The organism is Enterococcus sp. VV15 (assembly GCF_005236045.1).
Classification (GTDB): Bacteria; Bacillota; Bacilli; order Lactobacillales; family Enterococcaceae; genus Enterococcus_B; species Enterococcus_B durans.
Genome location: NZ_QPTY01000021.1, coordinates 21,972 through 35,632 on the forward strand (window position 1 = coordinate 21,972; position 13,661 = coordinate 35,632).

Below are 13,661 nucleotides of genomic sequence, written 5' to 3' on the forward strand. Positions count from 1 at the left end.
TTCTTATGCTTTATTTTTAGAACCCGAAAGTTCGATATACACTTTTACTACTTCTTTTCCTGCTAAGGATGCTTGACGGAGTAATTCAGGATACTCGATCGTCTGATTTTCTTTTAATAGTTGAAAAAGAGAGTTTTTTTGGGTCTTCATAAAATCTGATCCAACATTGATCTTATTGATACCTAATTTGACAGAACGCAGGATCACCGCCTCACCTGCTCCTGAACCACCATGTAAAACAAGCGGTAAATGGGTTGCTTCTTTGATTTTGCTGATGATATCAAACTGAAACTTAGGTTGATAGTCTTCGGGATACTCTCCATGGCTCGACCCATAAGAAATAGCTAAACAATCCACACCAGTCTCATTAATAAAATGAATCGCTTCTTTAGGATCTGTATACATTTTAGTATCTGTAAACTGATCGCCGTTCACAGCACCCATATTGCCAACTTCTGCTTCTACGCTTGCATTATATGTTTGCGCAAACTGAACAATCATTTTAGTAATCTCGATATTCTTATACAATGCATACCTCGAAGCATCCATCATGACACTAGAGAATCCTTCATGTAGACACTGTTTTACAAAAGCTACATCTTGCCCATGATCCAAGTTTAATGCCACAGGTACTTTTGCCGCTGTTGCCATGCGAATGATCGGCTTTGTTAGATAAAGATAGCTAAGATGTTCTTTCAAATGATCTTGTAGCAAATCAATGATAATCGGTGCATGCATCTCTTCCGCTGCCTGAATAGTTGCCTGAGCAGTTTCTAAATTAAAACAATTGATTGCCAGGACTGCATAGTTTTCTCGATTTGCTTTTTTTAGCATTTCTTTCATTGAAACATACATGATGTTCTCCTTTACTCGTTAGGATATTTTAATCGAAGAAAAATCGATTTCTTCTTCCTCTTCCGCTAATGTACTAGCAGCGGGTGCTTTTTTCAGTACAAATAACAAAATTCCTGAAACAACCGAGCCTATGAGCAACGCTAGAGTGAATTTCAACGGATCACTCATTGCTGGAATAATAAATACTCCTCCCGAAGGAACAGGAGAACCAACTCCCCAAGACATACTTAGACCACCACCGACCGCCGCTCCTACCGTACAAGAAATCATCACACGTATCGGATCAACTGCTGCAATAGGGATCACTCCCTCTGTGATCATGCATAACCCCATTGGAAAAGCTAATTTGATATTGTCCTCTTCCTCCTTAGAATACTTTGCCTGACGTGCTATTTTTGATAGGATCCACGAGATGGTGACACCAAATGGTGGGACCATCGAAGCAAGGACTTTGACCGCTTCCGGTTCCTGCACGCCTTCCAGCAATAATCCATCCGCAAATAATGAAGCAACTTTATTTACTGGACCACCAAAGTCAAAAGCTGCCATTCCACCCACGATTGCTCCAAATAAAAATTTCCCAGAACCTTGTAACTCACGTAAAAATCCAGTAAGTGCTTCTGTTGCCCAAACAATCGGAATACCCACCACAAAGAACAAAAGGAGTCCTACGATCAGCGTAGAAACGAGTGGGACGATCATCATCGGCATCAATCCTTGTGCCCAAGCTGGTACCTTTACATGCTTCACTAAAAACAAAACGAAAAAGCCGACTAAATACCCACCTAGCATTCCACCTAAAAAGCCTGCCCCAATGGCATTAGCAATCAATCCCATAAATAATCCTGGGCCAATTCCTGGTCGATCAGCAATGGAATAAGCAATTGCCGCTGAAATAACAGGCGCCAATAAACCCATCCCTAATACACCTAAAGAAACCAAAGCATCTGGTACAGTATACGTTACTTGATAATCTGTTATGACCGTTCCACCAGTCAAATTCCCGATTGCTATCAACAGTCCAGCGGTGACCACGATGGGCAACATATACGAAATAGCTGTTAATGCATGCTTTTTTAATTGCAAGCGCTGAAACATTCCACTTCTCCCCTTTACGTTTTATTGATGTCCGTCTCGATTTTCGCTATCAATCCTTTAGGTGCTTTGATCACCATACTCGTTGGTATTTCAATGACCTTTTTCCCACTGAAGCGTTCTTTGCCCCCGATTTTTATATCTGTAGCAAGGATCACAACGTCTGCCTGTGCGATTTCTTCTGCTGTTAGTTCATCTTCGGTTCCAATCGTTCCTTGTGTTTCAATGTGGACCTCATGCCCTAAACTTTTAGCAGCTTTTTCTAGTTTCTGCTTAGCGATATACGTATGGGCAATTCCTGAGGTACATGCGGCTACTCCAACAATCTTCATGTTTACTTTCCTCCTTTTTTTATTATTCAGATGGCTCTTTTGCTAGTAGAGCCATGAATTCTGTTTTAGTTGTTGCATGTATCAAGTTGTCAATAAACGTTTCTTCTGCTAACAGCATGGCTACCTTTTGCAATAATTTGATGTGGACGGTGTTTGCATCTGTGTCTTTAACTGCAAATAAAATAATCACTTGGACTGGCTGATCATCTAATGTTTCCCACTTGATCGGTGTTGAAACTTTACCGACTGCCAAGCATGTTTTAAGTACACTTTTGGATTTGCCATGGGGAATAGCTAAACCATTTCCAATACCTGTCATTCCCTCTTTTTCACGTTGAAAGACATCTTTTAAAAACTCGTCAACATTCGTGATACTACCGTTCTTTTCTAGTAATTCACTTAATTCACGAATTACTTCTTCTTTTGTTTTCGCTTTCATTTCTAGATAGATCAACTCCTCGGTGATCACATCAGCAATACTAAATTCTGTTTCATTTTTCACTCCCATTTTCTATCTCTCCTAACTTCTCTTTCACACGATTTTCGTCTTGTTTCGTAAATACTGAATTCACTAAAATCATCGGTGTTTCAGAAGAAATAGTGAGATGGACAGTCGTTAGAATCAAGTCGATATTAGAAAACTGTGTCTGATTTTTTTGATACTGGCGCGCAGATACAACAGCAATGATCTCTAATTCAGGAAATGCCTTTTTGACTTTCACTTTTAATAATTCAGAAGTCCCGACACCACTACTGCACATGATCAACACTCTTTTTTTTATAGAGATAAGTTCCTTGTATTTCACAAAATAAAGGGTCAAGAAGCCGATTTCATCTTTTGAAATAGGGTTCGTATGGAATACTTGTTGAACCATTTGACTGACATAGGCTACTTGTTTGAATGTTTGGGTATATTCTGATTCGATATCATTCAATAAATCGTTTTTGATGATGATATGATGTTTCAATCGGTACAAGAGGGGTTGGATATGGTTATATAGATCTTGCTGATACAATTCTTGATCAATAGCAATCCCCATTAGTTGACTCATACTCATAGAGAAAAATTGCGTGATCTCTTTCGCCTCACTGAATAGATTCTGATAGCTGATTGCGCCATTTTCTACTCTAGAAGATACCAAGTATTGAAAGAGATAAAATGTCTCACTTTCTGGTAAAGAGATATTTAGATAATTCCCCATTCTATCCATCACTACACGTGCTAACTCATATAGTTCTTGATTGTATTGAATGATTCTCTGGTCTTCCTCTTCTAGGCACCAAGATTCATCTTCTAATTGAATGTTTCCTTCCCGACAACGTTTCAATAAAATATAAATATGTGAAAAGATATTCATCCCATAAGGATACGCAATTCCGCTGACCAATTGTTGCTCAATATATTCCAGCATCGTTGTAATAAAGTTGATATCAAATGAATTGGTCGAATAGTTATTTGTGAAAGATTGTTTATCCTCTAATAAATTGAAGCTCAACAACATGTTGACGACTTTGCGAATATTTCGTTCTACCCCTTCGATCCCTACTCTCTGTCCGTGACGTTTGAGTTTCAGGTCATTGTCTTTCAAGAACAAGCTGATTTTATTCAGATCATTACTGATTACTGGATCACTGATGTAATAAGGATGGAACAACTCATGGATCAATAATTTTTTCGGTGATTTGAACAATAAAGTTAACAATATTTCATTTCTTCTTTCCAAAGGTCCCTGTCTACTTCTGCTTACAGTATTCTTAACATTTTCTTTTAAATAGTTAGCATAATCTAAACGGAACCCTTTACCGACTTCTGCCAAAATGATATCTCCATGTTTAGATGCCTCATTGATTTTTCTGATTGCCCGATAGATCGTCTTAGTGGAAACATTTGCAAATCCAGCTAGTTCTTGGGCTGTAAGGGTCAATCCATGTTTGATAAAACACTCGATCATTTCTTTTTCTCTTCTACTTAGCTGCATTTGACTCCCCCCTTGTCCATAACTATAATCGAAATTTCTCTTATCTGATTTTTTGTTCTGTCCATTAATTTGGACAGTTGAAACATCTAGCTTCTTCGAGAAAATAAAAAAAGCCTGGAATGAAGATCAAGAGATCTTTCATTCCAGACTTCAACGTCCGAGTAGATGTAACTTTTTAGGCTTAATCTAATTAAGCTTTGATTTCTGTAACGACACCGGCACCAACTGTACGTCCGCCTTCACGGATTGAGAATTTAGTACCGTTTTCGATAGCGATTGGGTGGATTAATTCAACTTCCATTGTTACGTTGTCGCCAGGCATAACCATTTCAGTTCCTTCTGGTAATTCAACAACACCTGTTACGTCAGTTGTACGGAAGTAAAATTGTGGACGGTAGTTAGTGAAGAATGGAGTATGACGTCCACCTTCTTCTTTAGTCAACACGTATACTTCTGCAGAGAATTTTGTATGAGGTGTGATTGTACCTGGTTTAGCTAAAACTTGTCCACGTTGGATGTCTTCACGTGCAACACCACGTAGTAAAGCACCAATGTTGTCTCCAGCTTCAGCGTAGTCTAATAATTTACGGAACATTTCAACACCAGTAACTGTTGTTTGAGCTGTTTCTTCTGCGATACCAACGATATCTACAACGTCACCAACGCGAACTTGTCCACGTTCAACACGACCTGTAGCAACAGTACCACGACCAGTGATTGAGAATACATCTTCAACTGGCATCATGAATGGTTTGTCGTTGTCACGTTCTGGAGTTGGGATATATTCGTCAACTGCAGCCATTAATTCAAGGATTTTTTCTTCGTATGAAGCGTCGCCTTCTAAAGCTTTCAAAGCTGAACCAGCGATTACAGGAACATCGTCACCAGGGAATTCGTATTCTGTTAATAAGTCACGAACTTCCATTTCAACTAATTCTAGTAATTCTTCGTCATCGACCATATCCACTTTGTTCAAGAATACAACGATGTAAGGAACACCAACTTGACGAGATAATAGGATATGTTCACGAGTTTGAGGCATAGGGCCATCAGCAGCAGAAACTACTAAGATAGCTCCGTCCATTTGTGCAGCACCAGTGATCATGTTTTTAACGTAGTCCGCGTGTCCTGGGCAGTCAACGTGAGCGTAGTGACGAGCGTCAGTTTCGTATTCAACGTGAGCCGTTGAGATTGTGATTCCGCGTTCGCGTTCTTCTGGAGCACCATCGATTTGATCGTAAGCCATAGCTTGGCCGCCGTTTTTCTTAGATAGTACTGTTGTGATTGCTGCTGTTAAAGTTGTTTTACCATGGTCAACGTGTCCGATAGTACCAATGTTAACGTGTGGTTTAGAACGGTCAAATTTTTCTTTTGCCATTTTAAAATGTCCTCCTAAAAATACAATATAATTTTTTTATTTGTCTGATAGGTATGTGGTAACCAGACGGTCACCCACATGCCCATATCATCGATAATTATTTTACACGAAACTATATTAAAAATATAGTCTCTTTGGATAATCCGTTAAACGGACGATCCGGTTTTAAGAAATTATTCAGCTTTTCCGCCGTTTTTCTTAATGATTTCTTCTTGAACTGATTTTGGTACATCTTCGTAGTGGTCAAATGTCATAGTGAAAGTACCACGACCTTGAGTGGCTGAACGAAGAGTTGTAGCATAACCAAACATTTCAGCAAGTGGAACCATCGCACGAACAACTTGTTGTCCGCCAGCGCGTGCTTCCATACCTTCAACGCGACCACGACGTGCAGTAACGTGTCCCATAACATCACCTAAGTAATCTTCAGGGATAACGACTTCAACAGCCATGATTGGTTCAAGGATAACTGGATTTGCTTTCTTAGCTGCTGCACGTAATGCCATAGAAGCAGCAACACGGAAGGCAGTTTCATTTGAATCGACATCATGGTATGAACCATCGTAAAGTTTAGCTTTGATATCAACTAATGGATATCCAGCTAAGACACCATTTTCCATAGCATCTTTCAATCCAGTTTCAACAGCTGGAATGTATTCACGTGGAACAACCCCACCGACGATCGCATTTTCAAATTCAAAGCCTGCGCCTTCTTCGTTTGGTGTAAATTCGATCCATACGTGACCGTATTGACCTTTACCACCAGACTGACGTACAAACTTACCTTCGGCTTGAGTGCCAGAACGGAAAGTTTCACGGTAAGATACTTGAGGAGCACCTACGTTAGCTTCAACTTTGAATTCGCGACGCATACGGTCAACGATGATGTCTAAGTGAAGTTCACCCATACCAGCGATGATCGTTTCGCCTGTTTCAACGTTTGTTTCAGCGCGGAAAGTAGGATCTTCTTCAGATAGTTTTTGCAAAGCGACACCCATTTTATCTTGGTCAGCTTTTGATTTTGGTTCAATAGCGACTTGGATAACTGGTTCTGGGAATTCCATTGATTCAAGAATAACTAGATTCTTTTCATCACATAGTGTGTCCCCAGTAGTTGTATCTTTCAAACCAACTGCAGCTGCGATATCTCCAGCGTAAACTTCAGAGATTTCAGAACGTGAGTTAGCATGCATCTGTAAGATACGACCTACGCGTTCGCGTTTGCCTTTTGTAGCGTTTTGTACGTATGAACCTGATTTCAAGACACCAGAGTACACACGGAAGAAAGTTAAGCGACCTACGAATGGGTCAGTCATAACTTTGAATGCTAAAGCTGAGAAAGGAGCGCTGTCGTCTGCTGGACGTTCAACTTCTTCATCAGTTTTAGGGTCAATCCCTTTGATAGCAGGGATATCTAACGGTGATGGCAAGTAAGCAAGAACTGCGTCCAATAATAATTGAACCCCTTTGTTCTTAAATGCTGAACCACATAATACTGGGTAGAAATCAACGTTAAGAGTTGCACGACGGATTCCTTCTTTTAACTCAGCTTCAGTGATTTCTTCACCTTCTAAGTATTTCAAAGTAAGTTCTTCATCAGTTTCAGCTACAGCTTCCACTAATTTTTCGCGCCATTCTTCCGCTAATTCACGGTATTCTTCAGGGATTTCTCTTTCTTCGATTTCAGTCCCTAAGTCATTTGTATAGATTTCGGCTTTCATTGTTACAAGGTCGATAATACCTGTAAAGTCATCTTCCGCACCGATTGGTAATTGGATTGGATGAGCATTTGCTTGTAAACGATCATGTAATGTTGATACTGAATATAAGAAATCAGCACCGATTTTATCCATTTTGTTTGCGAATACGATACGAGGTACACCGTAAGTTGTTGCTTGACGCCAAACTGTTTCAGTTTGAGGTTCAACACCTGATTGTGCATCAAGAACTGTTACAGCACCATCAAGTACACGTAATGAACGTTCAACTTCAACTGTGAAGTCTACGTGTCCTGGTGTGTCGATGATGTTGATGCGGTGACCCTTCCATTGTGCTGTTGTAGCAGCAGAAGTGATCGTAATCCCACGTTCTTGTTCTTGTTCCATCCAGTCCATTTGTGAAGCTCCTTCATGAGTTTCACCAATTTTATGGATTTTACCAGTATAGTACAAGATACGTTCAGTAGCAGTCGTTTTACCAGCATCGATGTGGGCCATGATACCAATATTACGAGTGTTTTGTAAAGAAAATTCTCTGGTCATTCTCCTTGTTTCTCCTCTCTTTACTATCTAGTTGCTAAAAATAAGGATACTTTCTGATGGTCGGTATAAAACCGACCACGCAGAGAGGATCTTACCAGCGATAGTGAGCAAACGCACGGTTGGCATCAGCCATTTTATGAGTGTCTTCACGTTTTTTAACAGAAGCACCCGTGTTGTTTGCAGCATCCATGATTTCTTTTGCTAAGCGTTCTTCCATTGTATGTTCACCGCGCAAGCGAGCGTAGTTAACAATCCAACGAAGCGCTAAAGTCACACGACGTTCAGGGCGAACTTCAACTGGTACTTGATAGTTTGAACCCCCAACACGACGAGCTTTAACTTCAAGAACAGGCATGATATTTTTCATTGCTTGTTCAAATACTTCTAGTGGGTCGTTACCTGTAGATTCTTCAACAATCTTAAAGGCGTTATAAATGATATTAGCTGCAACACCGCGTTTTCCGTCAACCATTACACGGTTGATCAAGCGAGTTACTAATTTTGAGTTATAAATAGGATCTGGTAAAACATCACGTTTTGCAACAGGACCTTTACGTGGCATCCGTAACTCCTCCTTCCGAAATAATATTCATAGTAATTGCTCCGCTACTTATTAAGTAGAAGCAAGTTTCATTTGTTTAATAATTAAAATTAAGCTTTAGGTTTTTTAGTACCGTATTTAGAACGGCTTTGTTTACGATCGTTTACACCAGCAGTATCCAGTGCGCCACGAACGATGTGGTAACGTACCCCTGGTAAGTCTTTTACACGTCCACCGCGTAATAGTACCACGCTGTGTTCTTGTAAGTTGTGACCAATCCCTGGGATATAAGCAGTAACTTCAATTAAGTTTGACAAACGAACACGAGCATATTTACGTAAAGCTGAGTTCGGTTTTTTAGGTGTCATAGTACCCACACGAGTTGCTACCCCACGTTTTTGAGGAGAGTTCACGTTTGTTTGAGTTTTCTTAAAGCTGTTATATCCTTTGTTCAAAGCAGGTGAATTTGATTTTTCCACCTTTGATTTACGAGGTTTACGTACTAATTGGTTAATTGTAGGCATTCCTTGTTTCCTCCTTCCCACTATTCGCGTCTAGTTCCACACATCCAGGTGGTTCTTTTTTTGCGATAAAAAATAAATGCAATCTATGCATCTTTATCAAATATGCTTTGATAAACAGTCAGCACGCCTCTTAAATAGAGACCTGTAGATAAAGCACCTTGGTTAGAATATCATGAATAAAAAAGGATGTCAACTAGTGTTGTACTTTTTTTTCAAACCAACAAAATACTCCAAATGTTTGGTATCTTTTTATACGGTTTCCATATAAAATAGCTATGAAAGATCAGACTCAAAAAAAGGTGGAAGCAAAAAATGAATCTAAAACAATTAGCTGGTATCGAAGCTGCAAAATTTGTAAAAGACGGAATGATCGTCGGATTAGGTACAGGCTCAACTGCCTACTATATGGTAGAAGAAATCGGCCGTCAAATGCGTGAAGAAGGATTGAAGATCACTGGTGTAACTACTTCAAATGCAACAAAAGAACAAGCTGAAACACTCGGCATCCCTTTAAAGAGTATTGATGAAGTTACAGAGGTCGATTTAACGATTGACGGCGCGGATGAAATCAGCCAAGATTTCCAAGGAATCAAGGGTGGTGGCGCAGCGCTTCTTTTCGAAAAAATCGTGGCAACTTATTCAAAACAAACCATTTGGATCGTTGATGAATCGAAACTGGTGGCTAAACTGGGCAAGTTCCCTCTTCCTGTAGAAGTCATTCCCTACGGTTCACAACAATTGATGCGTATCTTCACTAAAAAAGGCTACAATCCTGTGCTCCGATCAACTGAAACTGGCGAAACTTTAGTTACTGATGGCGGTCATTACATCATTGACCTTCATCTTGATGTCATTGAAGATCCTGAAAGCTTAGCAACATATCTTGACCAACTCGTTGGTGTAGTCGAACATGGACTATTTTTGAATATGGTGACAAAAGTCATCGTCGGTGCCGATGGAGGCGTCACAGTGACCGATACCCATTTTCAAAAATAGAAATTTTTTTACGATTTCTGTAAAAAACGACGCGTTTAAACAAACATAAAAAACTATCTTTTTAAAAGACTTTATGCTACATTCTTACTGTCATAGATAGTCAGAAAATCATTGCTAGAAAGGAATCACCATGAAGATTATTGGTTATGCACGCACAACCATAAATGATGTTGATCTAACATCACAGGTTGAACAACTCTCTAATTTTGGTTGTCAAGAAATTTTTCACGAGACATATGAGTCGAAGGATGCCATGTCTGATAACATTTGTTTAGAAAAAGTCATCAAAGAAATGCGCCAAGGTGATACTTTAGTGATCTGCCAGCTGCATCGTTTAGGAAAGTCGACCCGACAATTAACAGAACTAACGCAATTATTCAAAGACCGTGGGTTACACCTTGTCAGTCTTCACGAAGAAATCGATACTCGTGAACCAATGGGAAAAATTTATTTCCAGTTAATGGAAGGCTTAGCTACTATGGAGTGCTCATTGATCAAAGAACGTACTTTAGTAGGCCTCGACGAAGCACGTAAAAAAGGAAAAATTGGCGGACGACCAAAAATCGATCCAAAAACAATCAAAAAAATCCGCAGACTTTACTACGAGAAAAAAGAAACGATTCAATTGATTTCTTCAAAATGTGGTGTATCAGTCGGAACGTGTTATAAATATATCAACCTCCCAGAAAAAGAGATCCAGCAGTTATCTTAACCGATTGTGCCAACTCATTTTGACTGAAATAAAAAAATGAATCTCTCCACTTGGTGAGGTTGAAGGATTATCGAACTTAGTGCCATGGATCATACTGTGAGCAATGGTTATCCGAGGCAAGAGACTCTGCTCTAAAAAAGAAGTATCAAGAACATGAAAAGGTGTTCTGATACTTCTTTTTTATGTAGCGACCTTTTTTCAGAAAAACTCGTAAACATAGAGAAAATTTGTTCTAACAATGATGTGATGTACTTATTATTTCCTATTTACTTCTATAAAATTTCGTTGTTTTTCTTTTAAAGTACCCTCGTTTACGAATGGACCTCTCATCAGGTGATTCGAAATGTAAAAAGTGCGTATTACGCTGTTTTTTGTTCTTTTATCTTCTATTGATCCTTTTCTCAAGGAACTAACTTCATTTTTCAATGGAAATCTAGGCAAAAAAATTGTACAATAAAGCAGAACTGAAATTTTCAGAAATAAAACCTATCTTAAAGGAGAGCTAAACATGCCAAAATTAGTTTTTTCTCGTCATGGTCTTAGTGAATGGAATGCATTAAACCAATTTACTGGTTGGGCTGACGTAAACTTAGCACCAGAAGGAATCGAAGAAGCAAAAGAAGGCGGACGCAAAATCAAAGAAGCTGGAATCGAATTTGACGTTGCTTATACTTCTGTTTTAACTCGTGCAATCAAAACATGTAACTTGATTTTAGAATACTCAGACCAATTATGGGTTCCTCAAATCAAATCATGGCGCTTAAACGAACGTCATTATGGTAAGTTACAAGGTTTGAACAAAAAAGAAACAGCTGAAAAATACGGGGATGACCAAGTACACATCTGGCGTCGTTCATACGACACTCTTCCTCCATTAATGGACGAAAGTGACGAAGGTTCTGCTGCAAACGATCGTCGTTATGCAATGTTAGACAAACGCGATATTCCTGGTGGCGAAAACTTAAAAGTTACTTTGGAACGTGCTTTACCATTCTGGCAAGACGAAATCGCTCCAGCTTTACTAGACAACAAAACTGTTTTAGTAGCTGCACACGGTAACTCTCTACGTGCTTTAGCAAAACACATTGAAGGAATCTCTGATGAAGACATCATGGATCTTGAAATCCCAACTGGTCAACCACTTGTTTATGAATTAAACGATGATTTAACAGTTGCTAAAAAATACTACTTATAATCAAAAATTATAGGTCAAAAAACCTTAGGAAATCAACTTACCCGTTGATCCCTAAGGTTTTTTTCTTTTTATTTTGCAATCGCTGTTTCCAAACCAACTTCGATCATTTCATTGAATGTTGTCTGGCGTTCCTCTGCGGATGTTTCTTCTCCAGTAATCAAATGGTCACTAACTGTCATGATCGCCAGTGTTTGAACATGATATTTTGCACCTAAATAATATAAGGCAGCTGCTTCCATCTCAACACCTAAAACACCTAGTTCAGCTAATTTGAATGTTTCAGTCAAATCATCTTTATAAAACGTATCTTCTGAAAGTACGTTGCCAACATGTGTTCTATACCCTTTATCCTTCGCTAGTCCATACGCCTTTAATAGTAGATCGAAATCACTGATTGGTGGGAAATGAAATGCTTGGAAATTCTTTTCGATCATGGAAGAACTCGTAGCTGCTCCTTGTGCCAAAACTAAATCGCGAACATGGACATCTTTTGATAATGCGCCACAAGTCCCTACTCGGATCAATTTCTTCACATCATATGAATGGATCAGTTCATGGGCATAGATCGTTGCAGAAGGCATCCCCATTCCTGTTCCTTGCACAGAAACTCGTTCTCCTTTATACGTACCTGTAAAGCCAAGCATTCCACGAACCTCGTTATAACATACAGGATTTTCTAAAAATGTTTCAGCGATATACTTTGCCCGTAATGGATCTCCTGGTAGTAGGATCTTATCTGCGATTTCTCCCGGTTTTGCTTCAATATGCACACTCATATTCCTTGCTCCTTTTGTTTTATAGTAACACTAGCACTTCTTTGATCAGTGCTTTAAAAGATTGTTTGACACGTTGTGTAGTTTCTACTACTTCTTCATGATTCAGATTTGCTTGCATTCCTGCTGCAAGATTCGTAATACATGAAATCCCTAATACTTTCAAACCACTGTGTGCCGCTACAATCACTTCCGGAACCGTAGACATGCCGACAGCATCTGCCCCCATTGTTCGTGACATTCGGATTTCTGCGGGCGTTTCATAAGTTGGGCCAGAATATCCCATATATACGCCTTCTTTTAGATTCAATGCTAAGTTTTCCGCTGCTTTTTGTGCGATTTCACGATAGCTAGCTGTGTACGCATCGCTCATATCCGGGAAGCGCGGACCGATTTCATCATCATTTGGTCCAACCAATGGATTTTGGCCAGTGAAATTGATATGATCGGTAATCACCATTAGATCGCCAGGAGCAAATGATTCATTCACCCCACCACAAGCATTTGTGACTATCACTGAGTGTGCCTTTAATGCTGCCATGACACGAACGGGATATGTCACTGTCTGCATCGAATGGCCTTCATAAAAATGGAAACGTCCTTGCATCGCTAATACTTTTTTTCCAGATAACGTGCCGTAAACAAGTTGACCTGCGTGCCCAACAACTGTTGATGTTGGAAAGAAGGGAATCTGATCGTAAGGAATCGTGATAGCTTCTTCGATTTCCTCTGCTAATTCACCTAATCCTGAACCTAGGATCAAACCAAAATCGATTCCTTTTACTCCTTTTGACTGAATAAATTGCGTCGTTTCTTGTAACATTTCGCTTAATTGGGTCATTTACTTTCTCCTATTTTAAAAATTTTTCTCTATTGATCATTTGTAGAATTCTTCATTTTGTTCAAACAAATGGTCTCCACATTCTCAACAGCTGATTTTTATCATTTAAAGCAAGATGGCTCTTTTACAAAATCCTTTACATGAACTCTTCTTGAATCGAGATTGGGACAGAAGTGTTT

The 13,661-nt window shown here is 39.3% G+C and carries 14 protein-coding genes; 3 read left to right on the top strand and 11 right to left on the bottom strand.

The window, feature by feature from the left end; genetic code table 11:
- Positions 1 to 3: 3 nt before the first annotated feature.
- The 9 genes from DVW83_RS08800 to rpsL form a co-directional block, all read right to left on the bottom strand.
- Positions 4 to 855, bottom strand: coding sequence for a class II fructose-bisphosphate aldolase (locus DVW83_RS08800; protein ID WP_104660482.1), 852 nt, complete (start codon positions 853 to 855; stop codon positions 4 to 6).
- An 18-nt stretch (positions 856 to 873) separates the two neighbouring features.
- Complete coding sequence (locus tag DVW83_RS08805) at positions 874 to 1,953, bottom strand: PTS fructose transporter subunit IIC (RefSeq protein WP_123863144.1); 1,080 nt, start codon at positions 1,951 to 1,953, stop codon at positions 874 to 876.
- 14 nt (positions 1,954 to 1,967) lie between these two features.
- A complete protein-coding gene (locus DVW83_RS08810; protein WP_104660480.1) occupies positions 1,968 to 2,282 on the bottom strand; it encodes a PTS fructose transporter subunit IIB in 315 nt (104 codons plus the stop codon).
- Between the two features lie 22 nt (positions 2,283 to 2,304).
- Positions 2,305 to 2,790: a PTS sugar transporter subunit IIA gene (locus DVW83_RS08815; RefSeq protein ID WP_016177183.1), complete on the bottom strand. Its 486-nt coding sequence runs from the start codon at positions 2,788 to 2,790 to the stop codon at positions 2,305 to 2,307.
- Positions 2,774 to 4,261 (bottom strand): BglG family transcription antiterminator, encoded by a 1,488-nt coding sequence (locus tag DVW83_RS08820; protein WP_137239300.1) that lies wholly within the window; start codon positions 4,259 to 4,261, stop codon positions 2,774 to 2,776. The genes DVW83_RS08815 and DVW83_RS08820 overlap by 17 nt, the downstream gene beginning before the upstream one ends.
- 190 nt (positions 4,262 to 4,451) lie before the next feature.
- A complete protein-coding gene (gene tuf / locus DVW83_RS08825; protein WP_005880819.1) occupies positions 4,452 to 5,639 on the bottom strand; it encodes an elongation factor Tu in 1,188 nt (395 codons plus the stop codon).
- Between the two features lie 173 nt (positions 5,640 to 5,812).
- Positions 5,813 to 7,900, bottom strand: a complete 2,088-nt coding sequence (gene fusA, locus DVW83_RS08830; protein ID WP_104660478.1) for an elongation factor G — start codon at positions 7,898 to 7,900, stop codon at positions 5,813 to 5,815.
- Between the two features lie 91 nt (positions 7,901 to 7,991).
- Positions 7,992 to 8,462 (bottom strand): 30S ribosomal protein S7, encoded by a 471-nt coding sequence (gene rpsG / locus DVW83_RS08835; RefSeq protein WP_005880823.1) that lies wholly within the window; start codon positions 8,460 to 8,462, stop codon positions 7,992 to 7,994.
- Positions 8,463 to 8,551: 89 nt separating this feature from the next.
- Entirely contained in the window at positions 8,552 to 8,965 is a 414-nt protein-coding gene (gene rpsL, locus DVW83_RS08840; RefSeq protein ID WP_002294318.1) for a 30S ribosomal protein S12, read from the bottom strand.
- A gap of 312 nt (positions 8,966 to 9,277) precedes the next feature.
- On the opposite strand from rpsL, the gene rpiA reads away from it, so the two are divergent.
- The 3 genes from rpiA (at position 9,278) to gpmA (ending at position 11,868) form a co-directional block, all read left to right on the top strand.
- A complete protein-coding gene (rpiA, locus tag DVW83_RS08845) occupies positions 9,278 to 9,961 on the top strand; it encodes a ribose-5-phosphate isomerase RpiA (protein ID WP_137239302.1) in 684 nt (227 codons plus the stop codon).
- A 130-nt stretch (positions 9,962 to 10,091) separates the two neighbouring features.
- Complete coding sequence (locus DVW83_RS08850; RefSeq protein ID WP_005880827.1) at positions 10,092 to 10,673, top strand: recombinase family protein; 582 nt, start codon at positions 10,092 to 10,094, stop codon at positions 10,671 to 10,673.
- A 508-nt stretch (positions 10,674 to 11,181) separates the two neighbouring features.
- On the top strand, positions 11,182 to 11,868 hold the full coding sequence (gene gpmA / locus DVW83_RS08855; protein WP_081133709.1) for a 2,3-diphosphoglycerate-dependent phosphoglycerate mutase: 687 nt from the start codon (positions 11,182 to 11,184) through the stop codon (positions 11,866 to 11,868).
- 68 nt (positions 11,869 to 11,936) lie between these two features.
- Here the strand turns inward: gpmA and deoD are convergent, their stop codons facing one another.
- Together deoD and DVW83_RS08865 are read right to left on the bottom strand one after the other, a co-directional pair.
- Positions 11,937 to 12,644: a purine-nucleoside phosphorylase gene (gene deoD / locus DVW83_RS08860; RefSeq protein ID WP_005880831.1), complete on the bottom strand. Its 708-nt coding sequence runs from the start codon at positions 12,642 to 12,644 to the stop codon at positions 11,937 to 11,939.
- A 19-nt stretch (positions 12,645 to 12,663) separates the two neighbouring features.
- Positions 12,664 to 13,482 (bottom strand): purine-nucleoside phosphorylase, encoded by an 819-nt coding sequence (locus tag DVW83_RS08865; protein WP_104660476.1) that lies wholly within the window; start codon positions 13,480 to 13,482, stop codon positions 12,664 to 12,666.
- Positions 13,483 to 13,661: the final 179 nt, after the last annotated feature.